The sequence below is a fragment of the Shewanella sp. MF05960 genome (assembly GCF_050849305.1).
Classification (GTDB): Bacteria; Pseudomonadota; Gammaproteobacteria; order Enterobacterales; family Shewanellaceae; genus Shewanella.
The window spans coordinates 48693-63331 of the sequence record NZ_JBOZPS010000021.1 but is presented as its reverse complement, the minus strand read 5'-3'; the positions used below and the strand labels follow the sequence as shown (position 1 = coordinate 63331).

Annotated in this window: 10 protein-coding genes; 5 read left to right on the top strand and 5 right to left on the bottom strand. The window is 40.8% G+C overall.

Features of this window, described 5'->3' with window-relative positions:
- Positions 1–471: 471 nt before the first annotated feature.
- From ACROAE_RS17755 to ACROAE_RS17745, 3 genes are read left to right on the top strand one after another with little or no spacing between them, the layout of a single operon-like run.
- Positions 472–2535: a TonB-dependent receptor plug domain-containing protein gene (locus tag ACROAE_RS17755; protein ID WP_432404426.1), complete on the top strand. Its 2064-nt coding sequence runs from the start codon at positions 472–474 to the stop codon at positions 2533–2535.
- 14 nt (positions 2536–2549) lie between these two features.
- Positions 2550–3074 (top strand): YfiR family protein, encoded by a 525-nt coding sequence (locus ACROAE_RS17750; RefSeq protein WP_432404423.1) that lies wholly within the window; start codon positions 2550–2552, stop codon positions 3072–3074.
- A 4-nt stretch (positions 3075–3078) separates the two neighbouring features.
- Positions 3079–5121, top strand: a complete 2043-nt coding sequence (locus ACROAE_RS17745) for an EAL domain-containing protein (RefSeq protein ID WP_432404420.1) — start codon at positions 3079–3081, stop codon at positions 5119–5121.
- A gap of 87 nt (positions 5122–5208) precedes the next feature.
- Here the strand turns inward: ACROAE_RS17745 and ACROAE_RS17740 are convergent, their stop codons facing one another.
- From ACROAE_RS17740 to ACROAE_RS17720, 5 genes are all read right to left on the bottom strand, one after another.
- Entirely contained in the window at positions 5209–8091 is a 2883-nt protein-coding gene (locus ACROAE_RS17740) for a PAS domain-containing sensor histidine kinase (protein WP_432404415.1), read from the bottom strand.
- A gap of 45 nt (positions 8092–8136) precedes the next feature.
- Positions 8137–9876 carry a putative bifunctional diguanylate cyclase/phosphodiesterase gene (locus tag ACROAE_RS17735; protein ID WP_432404410.1) on the bottom strand — a complete coding sequence of 580 codons (1740 nt, stop codon included), beginning with the start codon at positions 9874–9876 and terminating at the stop codon, positions 8137–8139.
- On the bottom strand, positions 9869–10306 hold the full coding sequence (locus tag ACROAE_RS17730; protein WP_432404406.1) for a response regulator: 438 nt from the start codon (positions 10304–10306) through the stop codon (positions 9869–9871). Before ACROAE_RS17730 ends, ACROAE_RS17735 begins: the two co-directional genes overlap by 8 nt.
- Positions 10307–10569: 263 nt before the next feature.
- Entirely contained in the window at positions 10570–11553 is a 984-nt protein-coding gene (locus ACROAE_RS17725; protein ID WP_432404403.1) for an MDR family oxidoreductase, read from the bottom strand.
- A gap of 124 nt (positions 11554–11677) precedes the next feature.
- The gene (locus ACROAE_RS17720; RefSeq protein WP_432404401.1) at positions 11678–12310 is read right to left on the bottom strand and encodes a TetR/AcrR family transcriptional regulator; all 633 of its coding nucleotides are present in this window, start codon (positions 12308–12310) and stop codon (positions 11678–11680) included.
- A 639-nt stretch (positions 12311–12949) separates the two neighbouring features.
- Here ACROAE_RS17720 and ACROAE_RS17715 point away from each other — a divergent pair.
- Entirely contained in the window at positions 12950–13126 is a 177-nt protein-coding gene (locus ACROAE_RS17715; protein WP_432404398.1) for a hypothetical protein, read from the top strand.
- Between the two features lie 3 nt (positions 13127–13129).
- On the top strand, positions 13130–14626 hold the full coding sequence (gene putP / locus ACROAE_RS17710; protein WP_432404395.1) for a sodium/proline symporter PutP: 1497 nt from the start codon (positions 13130–13132) through the stop codon (positions 14624–14626).
- The last annotated feature ends 13 nt before the right edge of the window (positions 14627–14639 follow it).

Genomic DNA, 14639 nt, shown 5'->3' with positions numbered 1-14639 from the left:
ACAACCATTACCCGCAATCAATGCCTTGCCTAAACGCGTGTAAATTCTTGCTGAAATCGAGCATCTTCAGGTTATTTGGGTATAAGATATTTAAGCAATCATTTATACACATGTCTACTTGTTAAAACATTTACATACAATTTCATTAATGTAGTTAACGCTAACTTCTAGTCCGTCAAAATGGCAATACATCGCCATTAACAAAGCGTAAATTCACAATGTAGATAAAAAGTCATTGAAAAGTAGATTAAAGGTAAGATTATAATCAAGCTTACCCTCTAGTTTTATAACGTTAGCTGATACAATGTGTACAGAAACACCGCATGATTAACTGAATATAACAATAAAATGGGTCGTTTATTTCTGTAACCAGAAAACTCGGCTGAGTCAAAATGCTGTACAGTATTGATTAACATTTACACCTCCTGTAAGTGCTATTCAATCAGGCTTTTGCATATAAAGGGTATGACATTGAAGATTGTAAAAAGATTATTGCTTGGCACTTTACTGGTTTCTCCTTACGTCATCGCAGAAGAACCATTTAGTGATCTTGACTTAGATCTAGACTCGCTCATGGCGATGGATGTACAAGTTACGTCGGCAATGAAAAGAGCTCAATCTGCATTCGATACAGCATCTTCTATTTATGTGTTAACCAAAGAGCAAATTACTCACTCAGGTGCAACGTCTATCCCCGAAGCGCTCAAGATGGTTCCAGGTCTTGCCGTTAGGCAGCTTGATAATAACCAATGGGCGATTACATCACGCGGCGTGGCCTCACGCTTTTCAGCCAAATTATTGGTGATGATTGATGGTCAGAGTTTTTATACCCCCAAATTTGCCGCTGTGTATTGGGAAACCCTGAATGTGCCCTTATATGACATTGAGCGAATAGAAGTGATACGTGGTCAAGGTGGTCTGTTGTGGGGAAGCAATGCCAATAATGGTGTGATTAACATCATCACCAAAAACAGTATTGATACGCGTGGTGTACATGTCGATGTAAGCAGTGGCAGTCAAATCAATCATGACGCTAATTTACGTTATGGTGGCGATATGGGTAACAAAGGTAGCTTCCGCGTTTACGGGCATATTAAAGACGGCGATGAATCGGACAAAGGAATAGACATAGAGCCAGCTGACTATACTGAACAACAATCTGCGGGTGCTCGATTTGATTTTACCCCCAATGATGAGTGGTCGGGGTTAATACAAGGCGATATTACCCAGTCAACATTAGGGCAAAATTTCCGTGGTGTCATTGATGAAACCAATCGCAATATCTCTTTTACCGACAGTTTAGACCGCACCGACTCTCGCATTATGGCTCGAGTGGAAAACCGCATTTCGCCTGATGCCAATCAAATGTTACAAACCTCCTGGTTAAAACAAACAGGCAGTCAAACATACCTTCAAGAACATTTTGAATCTTTTGATATTGATTACCAAATGAACTTTTTATATCACGATTTAAAGTTAGATTGGGGTCTTAACTATCGCTATAACGATATCTCTTTTGCTGAAAGTACTTTTATACACAGTGATGGCGGCTACAATACCTTGCAACAATATGGCGCATTAATTCAAGGCCAGTACAGCTTAATCGCTGACGAGCTAGACATCATTGTAGGGACAAAGGTTGAGCACAATGATTTAACGGGTTGGGAAAACCAACCCTTAGCCAGACTCGTTTGGAAACCGCAAAAAAATCATGTGTTATGGACATCAATATCAAAAAGTGTCCGCGTGCCGTCATTAATCGAGTTTAATGACGACTATGCTATTGATGGTCAACGAGTTGAAGAAGTGTCTCCCATCACCACCGGGATTGACGCTATCGATAAATACTACATCAGGACCTACCTTAACGGTAATAGCAATGTAAAATCAGAGCAATCAGTATCTTATGAGGCAGGTTATCGACTATCACAAGGTTCTTGGGCGTTAGATTTATCGGCTTATCGGACCATAGCCAAAGATGTCATCGCCCTTACAGTCGATGGTAATACCGAGCAATTTCTACCCATATTTGGGCTACTACAAGCAGGTCAAGTTGAGTTAGCATTGCAAAGCTTAACCGCAACTTCGATTAATTATAATATTGTATCCAATGCTCAAACGACCACCAATGGCGGCGATATTATTTTGACCTGGCAACCCTCTGACATTTTTAATGCCGAACTGGGCTATAGCTATAACACGTTTAATTATGACCTTGCAGAAAACACTTTTGCTGCCATTGGCTATAACTCAACAAGCCGACAATTATTTGCCAAAACCGATGTAAAACTATTTGATAACCAACGCCTGTTTGCCTCATTGCGGGTCGAAAATAGCGATGCCTACAACACTGAAAACTACACCGCATTAGACTTGACATGGCAATGGGCATTTCATCAAAACTGGTCGGCTGCCATTATGGGCAAAAATTTATTTGCAGGTTCACACATTGAGTACAGTAATACTGGGGAAACTTACACATTGCCAAACTACATTGATGAAAGTGTTACATTTAAATTAACCGCGAAGTTTTAACTCACGAAATGTCCATGATGAAACGAGTTTTATTCGGTTTAACGCTACCGCTTTTGCTGACTACCAGCCAAAGCGTGAGTGCGATTGAAACCGAATATGCCCTCAAAGCAGGCTTTCTATTTAATTTTGCACGTTACAGTGAATGGACGGATACCACGCCAATACTCAATGATTTTGTACTTTGTAGCCCAGATAGTAGCTTTATTGAGATTGCGAGTACCGTGTTAACCAACAGAGAAGTCAATCACTTACCTATTGTGACACGAACAATATCAATGACAGATGCCGATATCAGTCAGTGCCAAATATTATTTATTACCTCAGACACCATAACCCAATGGCTTAACACCCCTTTAGGTCAAATAAATAACGTCATGATCGTCGGAGAAACAGAGGATTTTATCGCTCAAGGGGGACAGATCCGTTTCTTTTTATCCGGCGGTAAAGTTCGCTTTGAAGTCTCCCCCAAAAGGCTCACATCCGCTAACATCACCATGAGTTCAAAAGTGCTGCGCCTAGGCCGAGTTGTGGAGCTATAACCTGATGAAGTCGATTTTGAGTCTCAACACGATTAGCAAAAAATTACTGTTCATTTTAATGAGTGTTGCGATTGTAGCAACGGTTTCGGTTGCCCTGGTATTTAGTGCTTATGAACTCAGCTCTGCAAAGCGTGAGCAAATTGAAAGCTTACAGAGTGTATCGAATATGTTGTCGCCCAACATCACCGCGGCCTTATTGTTTGACGACCAAGACACCATAAAAGAGCTCATCAAACCGGTATTATCACGCTCTGACATTCTTTCTGTTATTGTCACCAATATCGACGGGCAAGTCTTAGCAGAATCGACAGCAAACAATGTTGATCTCACAAGCTTGAAGGAAACCGATAACCTCACTAAGGTTGCCACTGCTCTCACATTGGATAGCCAAAGCTACGGTGAATTATTTATTATTGCCGATGACAGCTATATCAACGACAGAATACAATTTTATGGCAAATTTTTACTGTTGTTATTGCTTTCATCCTTTGCTGTGAGTTTATTTTTATCATTAGCTTTACGACGAATATTTTTAAGCCCCATTCTTTATCTTTCTGAAATTTCGGAAAAAATAACTACATCAAATGATTATACCTTACGCGCAAAAGAACAATCTAAAGATGAAATAGGCCAGCTTACGACATGTTTTAATAGCATGTTAGACACCATAGAACAACGTGAGGCGTTACTCGAAAGCCAGGTAAAACTGCGCACCAAAGAGCTTGAGAATGCCAATGGTCAATTACATGAATTTGCTTACAAGGACGGATTAACCAACCTACCTAACCGTCGTTACTTCTATAAAAAGCTGCAGTCGTTAATTGAAGTTAATAACATGCAATTTGCATTAATCTTTATCGATTTAGATGGATTTAAAGAGGTTAATGACACATTAGGCCATGATTATGGCGACCTACTGCTGCATCAAGTTGCCAAACGCTTACAAAATTGCGTACGCGCTAATGATACTGTGGCAAGGCTTGGCGGCGATGAGTTTACTTTGATCATTGAAGGCATCAACGATGTTGAACGAGCCACTGAAATCGCGCAAAAAGTCAAAAACAGCCTAATGCAATGCATTAACATCAATGGCTCACAAGCACATATTACCGGCAGCATCGGGTTAACTTTTTACCCCGCCGATGGCCGCTGTGTTGAAGACTTAGTCAAACATGCTGACCAGGCGATGTACTTATCAAAAAGTAAAGGACGTAATCGTTACGAGTTTTTCTCCTATGTCATAGAAGAGCAAGCGATAGAGAAACGCCGGATTTTGGAAGAGATCCGCATCGCGCTTAAAGAAGATCAATTTACATTGTATTACCAACCGATTTTTGATCTTGATGGCATTAATGTCACAAAAGCAGAAGCACTTATTCGTTGGCAACACCCACAAAAAGGCTTGCTTGGCCCCAATGAGTTTATTCCTATTGCAGAGCAAAATGGCTTAATTGAACAGATTGGAAACTGGGTAAGAGACCAAGCCATTAAAGATGCTGCTCACTGGTTTAGATTAACCGGAAAAATCATGCAAGTGAGCGTTAACTGCTCACCACTGCAATTTGATCGCGCAGGACTATGGGTAGACGATTGGATTTTGGCTTGCAATAAAAGTGGTTTACCAAGAGACACTATGATTATCGAAGTCACCGAAAACACCTTGATGGACCCTGAGTCTCCCATCCAACAACAACTGCGTCGATTAAGTGATCATGGTATCGACATTGCCATTGATGACTTTGGTGTAGGTTACTCATCTTTAGCTTACTTACAACGCTTAGATATCGATATTTTAAAAATCGATCGATCCTTTATACAACACATGGAAACCAATGAAAGTAGCATTGCGTTAGTAAGAGCCATTATTACCATGGCCCGTCACTTAAAGGTGAAAGTAGTAGCAGAAGGCGTTGAAACCACAGGACAGCACCAATTACTCCAACAGCTGTCATGCGATTATCTGCAAGGTTTTTTATTCGCCAAGCCTATGCCGAGCGAAAAGTTTACCGATTTATACGTTACCCCTTTAACCTTAAGAGTCAACTAACCTATTCTTACGGCTCAACTCTTACTACAAGATTTTTATGTACTGTAATGACCACACTGTTTTGCCGCGTTGAATTTAATGGTCTGTTCACATATCAACAGGCCAAGTAAAGTTAAAATTAGCGCCCTTACCTTGGACTGATTCAAGTTGAATATCGCCCCCCATCGCCAGCACTATTTTTTTCACAATGGCTAACCCCATACCACTTCCTTCCACTTCGTCTCGGGGTTTTAAGGTGGTAAACATGGTAAACACTTTTTCTGAATACTGCTCAGGGATCCCCGGACCATCGTCTGACACCGACACGGTATAAAATCGCTCATTCGCCACCACAGAAACCCACACAGTGCCTTGACCAGAATCGTGATGTTTGATGGCATTATTGATTAAATTACGCAGCACTTGCTCTAACGGCACACTCGCGGTAGTGATACTCTCGACCGTTGAGTTGAACACTAACGAAAAGCTATTTTGGGTATTGCATAGGTCAAATACATTTTCAACAACATCTTTAATATCCACGGTATGAATAACATCACCTTTTTTACCGGCTCTTGAATAGGCAAGCAGATCATCGAGTAATTTCTCCATGCGGTTAATCCGTCCTCGCATTAACCGTAAGTGTTCAGCATCTTCGTCGTCCAGTTTGCCTTGTAAGTCTTCTTCTAACCAACTTGCTAACTGGTCTATTCCACGTAAAGGCGATTTAAGATCGTGAGAAGCAACATACGCAAAATTGTGTAACTCGGCGTTACTGCGAGATAACTCCTCATGGTAGTATTTACGTTCCGATATATCTTGCATCGTACCAGCCAGCTTAACCGCAATACCATTGTTATATTCAACAGTCCCCATCACTCTCACCCAGATCATTTTGCCTTTGGCATTGACAAAGCGCACTTCAACATCCCATGTTTTGCCGGTTTCAATAGCTTCAGCCAAAGTTTGACGAATAATCGGTTGTGATTCTGGGGTGTAAAAATCAATAGTTTGTTCAACAGTTAATGATGAACCAAGAGGCAAACCATAAATGTGGTATGTTTCTTCTGAATAAAAAAGGGTTTGGGTTATAAGGTCAAGTTCCCAACCGCCAATCCCTGCCATTTTACTGGTGCGATCAAGGTTATCCTTAAGCTTAGTAATCGCTTGAGTTTTACGTTCACGCTCAGTTAGATCAATGATGGATAACAGTCGCTTTTTACCTTTATGAGTTTCTAACGTACACAAGCCTATAGAGAGAGGAAACTCGCTGCCGTCTTTACATAAACCATTAATGTCATGTCGCCCATTCTCAACAGTATCTTGTGTCGCGCTCAAAAATGATTGCCGCCATGGCAAATGATCTTCACGGAAGGATTCAGGCACCAACTTATCGATGTTCAGCCCTAATAACTCACCTCGCGAATAGCCAAATAGTGTTTCAGTTTCTTGATTAACAAGCTCTATCACCCCGTCAAAATCCACTAATAAAACAGCATTAGGTAGCGTATCAACAACACGTTCAAATAAATGTTCAAACTGTTTTCTTAACGAGATATCAACGACACTGCAAATGGCTTGTAATTCACCTTTGTACTCAATAACACTTAAGCCTATTTCAAGTGGTATTTCGATACCGGTTTTATGTAAACCGTAAACTTCTCGTCCGCCACCCATTAACTTGGCTTCCGGGGCAGCAAAGAACATTTGCATAAATTCAGGATGCATATGGCAAAATCTAGCAGGTAATAATACCGCCATCGTTTGACCTAGCAATTCGGTTTGTGAGTAGCCAAAAACGCGGCCTATTTGAGTATTGGCGAGTGTAATCATACCCTGGCGATTTACCACCATAATACCACTGGGAGCATGGCTCAAAATCGCATTGAGCTCTTGCTCCATTGTCACCACAGTATCAAGGTGTAACTGTTTTGCATTAAGCTCAATATCTTTTCTGATGTTTTTAAAGATCAGTATCAGTATTCCAATAACAACCCAATACCAAAACACAACTAACGCGGTTTGTTTCTTCGCTTCATCATTGGTAGCCATTGCAATGACCACGACTTTTCGCCGTTGTTGATTATCAAGATAAATGTTAGCTTTCGATACCAAAGAAACAGTTAATCCGCTCAGTAATGATGTATCGCCTTGAGTGGTATACATACCTTCGTCAACACTCTGGAATTCATCTTCAAAGGTATATCGTTGTCCGTGATTAAAGCCAAAAGTTTTACTATTATCGGGGTGAAATAAATAATCCCCCTCATCATTGACTAGATACATGAGGATATTTGCATCAAAATAAACCGAATCAATGGCTAAGCGACTAAATAATGATTCGGCTAATACATTGATAACTATCTGCCCTTGAGGATGTTGATTGGTGTGTCCTCTGACGAGTGTGCTCACACGGATAACAGGTAAATACGGAAATGATAAAGCGCCATTTTCATGATTCAAATTAATGGGCGACACATACACCTCACCATCATTCAATTTGGTGGTTTGAATAAAATAATCTCTGGTGTTTTTTTGTTGTAAGGATGAGGGAGGGACATTGAGTAATTGTCCTTTTTGGCGTTCAAGCCTAATTTTTTCAAATCCATTTTGATTATCGATATAGCGCAGTTGATTCAGATTCGGAATACTGTGCATATAATGCGTAAACACATCTGTTAACGCATCCATATGATACTGCAATCGCACTTGCAGTTCGGTCTCAATGAGTGGGGTTTGGCTTAAGTCTGCAATGGCTTTTGCATCGGCCAGATTAGATAAAAATAACGCTTCACGCTTTAAATGCTCAATATGTTCGCCTAATAAATTGGCTTTTGCATGAGACACCGCATCAAGATCATTTTTGATAATATCCATTTGATGCCAATAGACAATATGGCACAGCGCCAGCATGAGCATAAAGGCTACAAACAGAATCATCGATAATGAATGTAGCTTAAATTTAGGCAATAACGAAAAATGCTTTAACATAGTAATCTCGATAAGTTTCAGCAATAAGGCAGGTCAACCGATTAGTTATTTAACTAAATATTTAACTTCGAAATCCATGGCATTTATCGGTTTTGAGTAATGATAACCTTGTATCAAATCGCATCCCTGAGCTTGACAAAACGCAAGCTGTTCGACGGTTTCAACTCCTTCTGCGATAACTGATAAACCGAGATATTTGGCAAATTTAATCATGGCCTCAAGCACTTTATCTTGAGATTGTTTTTGCTTATAAGCCGCAATAAAACTTTTGTCGACTTTTAATGAATGGATGGGAAAGAGATGTAGGTGTTTAATCGATGAGTAACCTGTGCCAAAGTCATCTAAGGATAATTTAATCCCTTGTTGAGTAAGCTCATTGAGTCGCTCAACAATGTTCTCAGGACTATGGATAATTGAACTTTCAGTGATTTCTAATTCCAAACAACTTGGCGATAAATCACAAGATGCCAGCACATCTGACACAAGGTTGAGCAAATTAATATCTTGCAGTTGGAAGGTCGATAAATTGACCGACATACTTAACTGGTCATCATTGAGGTGATATTGACGCTGCCAATGCTTTAATTGATGACAAGCGGTATGGAGTACCCACTGACCAATATCGCCAATAAGATTCAACTCTTCGGCTAACTCAAGGAACATAATCGGACTGAGCATACCTTGAGTAGGATGTTGCCAACGCACTAACGCTTCAACCCCTTTTACCTTTTGTGTTTTTACACATATTTGCGGCTGGTAATGTACGGTAAACTGATTTAATGCAAGCGCCTGATGAATATCTTGTTCAAGAAGGGCTTTTTTCTGTGTTTCTTGGTGCAGGCTGCCGTTATACAAACACACTTTATTGCGACCAGTTTGCTTTGCTTTGTACATGGCAATATCTGCACACTTCATCATTGTTTCAGGGCTATCGGCAAATTGCCCCAACATTGATACCCCAATACTCGCCGTAACTGAAAAACAATGATTGCCAACTTGTAAGGGGCTACTCAGTGCTTGTATCACATTATTAGCGATGATTTTAGTCTGCTTTTCATCATTGATACCTTGAGCCAAAATAACAAACTCATCACCACCAAGCCTCGCTAAACAATCGCCTTCGTTAACAACGGACGTCAACTTAGCGGCAACCGTTTGTAATAATTTATCACCAACCGTATGGCCTAAAAAATCATTCACTTTTTTAAAATTGTCTAAATCAATAAAGAATAGCGCGATATTTGAAGACGTAAATAGCACTCTGTCACAAGCATCTTTGAGGGTCTTCTCAAACGTATACCGGTTGATTAGTTGAGTAAGGGAATCCCTTTTAGCCAGCCATTCCAAGGCGTTGTTTTTTTCACGTACTACGCCTTCGAGAAACTGGCGGTGTTGTGCCTGGCGAATGGTGCGGTGTAACCGATCCGCATTCACTTCTGTTTTTAATATAAAATCGTGCGCGCCTGCATTAAGCGCATTTAACGACAAGATCTCGTCTTCATGTTGACTCACCATAATAATGGTTGCATCGGTTTTTTTACGCATTAACAACTTTTTAATTAACGTTAAACCATCAATATCTGGTAAGCGATAATCAATAAATAATACATCGACCATATTATTATCAAACTGGTGTATTCCTTCTTCACCCGTTTGCGCTTCAATAATAAAAATAGGACGTTGGCTAGACATTAGCGCACGCCGAATCGATTTTCTGTCAACGGAGTCATCATCAATGATTAATAATGTAATGGGTTGTTCAAGATTAGCAGCTGTATTATTCATGCACTGGTAACTCCACTACACGCCAATAATGGCCTAACATACTCACGATATTTAAAAATGACTCACCGACTTGTTTTTTAACCATGTAACCCGCGACATTTTTTTTATACGCGAGGGTTTTATCTTGATCAGCACTTGAAGTGGTTAGCATAAACACCACGCTATCGCAGAGCGCGTCGTCGGCGCGGATAGCTTTTAAAAAGTCGATACCCCCCATGCGCGGCATGTTGATATCAAGCAATATAATGAACGGTTTGGGGATCGCATTTCTATGCAGTAAATCGAGCGCTTCTATACCGTCTCTAGCACGAATAGTTGGATTCGCAATTTTCAGTTTTTTGAGGGCTCTTTCTATCCCTAAAACATCAACATCGTCGTCGTCAATAATGAATATAGTCACATGTTTATGTTGTAATTCAGTTCCATTCATAAGCAGCTCTCAATCCTTGAAATTAACTCAGTAACGACGTGCTCTAGAAAAATATCTATAACTAGAGCAATCCAATTACAGTATTGCTTTACTCACAGCCAATATAAGGTGACGTCAACCTCTTTAAAGTGAGTGTGATCTTATATTCATAATAGCTTATACAAATAAAAAAGCCCACGGTTTCAATTGGACTTTTATTCAAGCTTTTCTGCCTTCTTTTAATCAAAATCAGACAAGATTTCAAACAAACATATCAGAGCCTGTTAACGATTAACATCAACCACTACACGGCCGCGTACTTTACCGTCCATTAATTCGCTCGCCACATTTAATGCTTCGGTCAAACTGACTTCTTGTACGATGTCGTCAAATACCGCAGGATCAATAATATCAGCCAAACGTTGCCAGGCTTCTACTCTATCGGCAATCGGTCGCATAACACTATCTACACCAGCAAGGGTAATGCCACGTAAAATAAACGGAGCCACACTCGCAGGTAAATCCATACCTTGGGCGAGCCCACACGCGGCTACGGCACCGCCATATTTAGTACTGGCACATACGTTAGCTAACGTGTGACTGCCAACAGAATCAACGGCACCAGCCCAACGCTCTTTCGCTAATGGCCGACCGGGTTCAGACAGTGTAGCTCTATCGATAATGTCACTGGCGCCGAGTTTTTTAAGATAATCACTTTCATCTACTCGGCCAGTAGATGCGACGACGGTATAGCCGAGTTTGGCTAAAATAGCGATAGCGAAACTGCCTACGCCGCCATTAGCACCAGTCACTAAAATCTCGCCTTTATCTGGTGTGACACCATTTTTCTCAAGCGCAATAACGCATAGCATCGCGGTATATCCCGCGGTACCAATCGCCATAGCCTGGCGCGGTGTAAATCCATTTGGTAATGCAATAAGCCAATCGCTTTTTAAACGCGCTTTTGTCGCTAACCCGCCACAATGAACTTCACCTACGCCAAAACCGTTTAATAATACTGTGTCGCCGACGTTAAACTTATCACTGTCACTCTGTTCAACAACGCCGACTAAATCAATACCTGGCACCATGGGAAAGCTTCGCACCACCGGTGCTTTACCCGTAATCGCTAGGGCGTCTTTGTAATTAAGCGTGCTATAGAGCACCTTAACGGTCACATCACCTTCAGGTAACACTGACTCATCAACATTTTTAACAGTGGTGCGGTAACCTTGATCATCTTTTTCAATTAACATTGCAGTAAACATGTTTCGCTCCTAATTTAGACTGATCGTCTATTAATGGTTAAAAAATTTTTATTTCACTTCAGCGGCATATACCAGCACGAGTTTCCCACAAGCTAAACGCAGGTTTACTTCAGTAACAAACTAACTACTTTAGCAATGCCGCCATAAAAAGATCGCTGAAATTATCTAGCGGCGCGCCATGTTCAACTAACTTAGCGCGACTCACAGCGCCTTCCCAACCGACCCAAAAGCTCTCTGCTAATAATTGGCAGTCAGCACCAGCAGCGATTTGCCCCTGCGCTACAGCGTCTTCAAGGCATTTTGCTAAACAATTTTGCCAGCTGGCAAATATAGCAATTAATTGCGGTCTAAAGCTTTCAGGTAACATGCCAATCTCCTGGCCTAAATTACCCACTAGGCAACCACGTTTAAATTGATAACGGGTCATACCGGCTTTAGCATCTGCAACAAAATGGCGGATCCGAGCCAAAGGGTCATTCGACTCATCCAACAAATGCGTTTTTAGTTTAGCCAAAAAATAGTCAGCATAATGTTGTAACACAACCTGACCAAACACCTCTTTACTGGCAAAATAGTGGTAAAAGGAGCCCTTCGGCACGCCAACTTTTTTGAGAATAGGTTCAATCCCCGACGCAGCAAATCCATGCTCAGTTAATTGTTCGAGGCCACTGCGGATTAATGCAGCGCGAGTATCTGGATTTTCTCTAGAGACTTTTGGCGGTCTGCCTCTACGAGGTTTTAGGGTATTTGTATTCATACCGCTATATTAGACTGACCGTCTAGTTAAATGCAATCGCCAATATCAAAAATGTGAGTGAACACAATATTTACCCACGGTTTTATCTATTTATAATGTTGTAGCCCACGTAGAGCCTGTGACGCTAAAGTAAGATGACAATTTTATTTAGTTATTATTAAAATTATTTGAACTGTAACAATTTGATCAATAAATATTTAATTTAGCACTCATATTTAGAGTGTTTTCTTGATATCAAAACACCAATTAAATCACCAATAAACCTCATTTATGTCAATAGAGAAAATCATAAACCGATCCACTTTACAATTAAGCCATACCGCCACAACTCAGTGGCAACCTAACTTCATACACTTTTACATCATATATAATAGCCTTATCACTGCACTCTGCGAATGGCCAATATAACCCTATAGGTTTATTTTTTCTTGTGCTTACCTTCGACTCAATACCTCGGAAAATAAGTTGAAATAGCCTCGTATAGAGTTAAACACCGAGTATTAGATTGGAAATTTAGCACTGAATCGTGTTAATATAATTAGACCACTAACTAATTAGGTGGTTTTTTTATTGCTTTTTATCCCTATTCGTTAGTATCACATGATTGATCGACACGATTTACACGCTCAGGAGGGCACAATGTCAGCAGACATTCAGACGGAAGAAAATCTCATCACACAAGTTTGGAATAAATCAGTACTCAAGCTGAAAGACGCCACACAATTACTGTGCTTATTTGCTATTTTAAGTACCTATCTCTTTGTCATGTTGAAACCTAATGGGATTCAAAATAACAAAGCGTTAGGGGGCCAGTAGTTCATGCATTACTTAACCTACGTTTCGTTAGCTATCTATTTTCTGGTCATGCTTGGCATTGGTTTGTTTGCCTATAAGCAGTCTACCAGTGACGTATCTGGATACATTCTTGGCGGCCGCAAGGTTAGCCCGCAGGTTACTGCATTATCTGCTGGCGCATCTGACATGAGTGGTTGGATGCTAATGGGTTTACCTGGAGCAATGTTTTTGGTGGGTTTCGAAACCATCTACATTGCACTGGGCTTATTAATTGGTGCTTTGGTTAACTACCTTGTCGTAGCGCCTAAGCTGAGGGTATATACCGAGGTTGCAAATAACGCACTCACTATCCCTGAGTTTTTTGCTAAGCGTTTCCACGCACCTAACAGCAATGTGCGTATCATCGCGGCTGTTATTATCGTTATTTTCTTTACCCTTTATACCTCAGCGGGTTTAGTTGCTGGCGGTAAATTGTTTGTTTCAGCCTTTGATTTAAGTTACGAATTAGGACTTGTAGTTACTTTAGGTGTCGTTGTGTCATACACCTTATTAGGTGGCTTTTTAGCGGTGAGCCTAACGGATTTTGTTCAAGGTTGTATTATGTTTGTGGCATTAGTCTTGGTACCTGTAGTGGCTTATCAAGAGTTTTCCAGCGCAGACAAAATGATGAACTTTGCTTATGAGTCTATTCCACACTTTTCTGACGGTATGCAAAACGTCACCCTATTAGGCTTAATTTCTAGCTTATCTTGGGGCTTAGGTTACTTTGGTCAACCGCACATTATTGTTCGCTTTATGGCGATTCGTTCAGTATCAGACATCAAAATTGCACGTCGAATTGGCATGAGTTGGATGACCGTCACCATTATTGGTGCACTGGCTACCGGCCTTGTGGGTATCGCTTATGCAAATAAGTTCGACATGAAGTTAAGCGACCCTGAAACCATCTTTATTGTGTTTTCTGAATTGCTTTTCCATCCGATGATCAGTGGATTCTTATTGGCAGCCATTTTAGCGGCGATTATGAGTACCATTTCATCACAGCTATTGGTGTCATCAAGCTCACTGACTGAAGATATTTATCGTGTAGTTTCTAAGAAAGAATCGACAGAACAAGAAATGGTGAAAATGGGCCGTTACGGTGTGGCAGGCGTAGCTGTAGTAGCAAGCTTGTTAGCACTTGACCGTTCAAACAGTATTTTATCTCTAGTCAGTAATGCCTGGGCAGGATTTGGTGCGGCCTTTGGTCCATTAATCTTATTTAGCCTTTACAAGCATAACTTAACCCACAAAGCGGCCGTTGCCGGCATTATTTCAGGTGCTGCTACAGTGCTATTTTGGATATATGCACCCGTGCTTGCCGACGGCAAAGTGTTATCGAGCGTGATGTACGAAATGATCCCTGGCTTTATTGTCAGCAGTGTTGTCATTTGGGTGACTAGTGCTATCGATACCGATCCTTGCGAAAAAACAATTGATACCTTCCATGAAGCCGGTCGCGTATTAGCTGAGCAGAAATAACCGAGAGAATATA

What these genes read in the sequence shown, in the direction of transcription:
- ACROAE_RS17725 (WP_432404403.1), bottom strand. Translation starts at nt 11,553, where the DNA reads ATGTTTACTGCAATGTTAATTGAAAAAGATGATCAAGGTTACCGCACC.
- ACROAE_RS17740 (WP_432404415.1), bottom strand. Translation starts at nt 8,091, where the DNA reads ATGTTAAAGCATTTTTCGTTATTGCCTAAATTTAAGCTACATTCATTA.
- ACROAE_RS17750 (WP_432404423.1), top strand. Translation starts at nt 2,550, where the DNA reads ATGATGAAACGAGTTTTATTCGGTTTAACGCTACCGCTTTTGCTGACT.
- ACROAE_RS17720 (WP_432404401.1), bottom strand. Translation starts at nt 12,310, where the DNA reads ATGAATACAAATACCCTAAAACCTCGTAGAGGCAGACCGCCAAAAGTC.
- ACROAE_RS17730 (WP_432404406.1), bottom strand. Translation starts at nt 10,306, where the DNA reads ATGAATGGAACTGAATTACAACATAAACATGTGACTATATTCATTATT.
- ACROAE_RS17715 (WP_432404398.1), top strand. Translation starts at nt 12,950, where the DNA reads ATGTCAGCAGACATTCAGACGGAAGAAAATCTCATCACACAAGTTTGG.
- ACROAE_RS17745 (WP_432404420.1), top strand. Translation starts at nt 3,079, where the DNA reads ATGAAGTCGATTTTGAGTCTCAACACGATTAGCAAAAAATTACTGTTC.
- putP (WP_432404395.1), top strand. Translation starts at nt 13,130, where the DNA reads ATGCATTACTTAACCTACGTTTCGTTAGCTATCTATTTTCTGGTCATG.
- ACROAE_RS17735 (WP_432404410.1), bottom strand. Translation starts at nt 9,876, where the DNA reads ATGAATAATACAGCTGCTAATCTTGAACAACCCATTACATTATTAATC.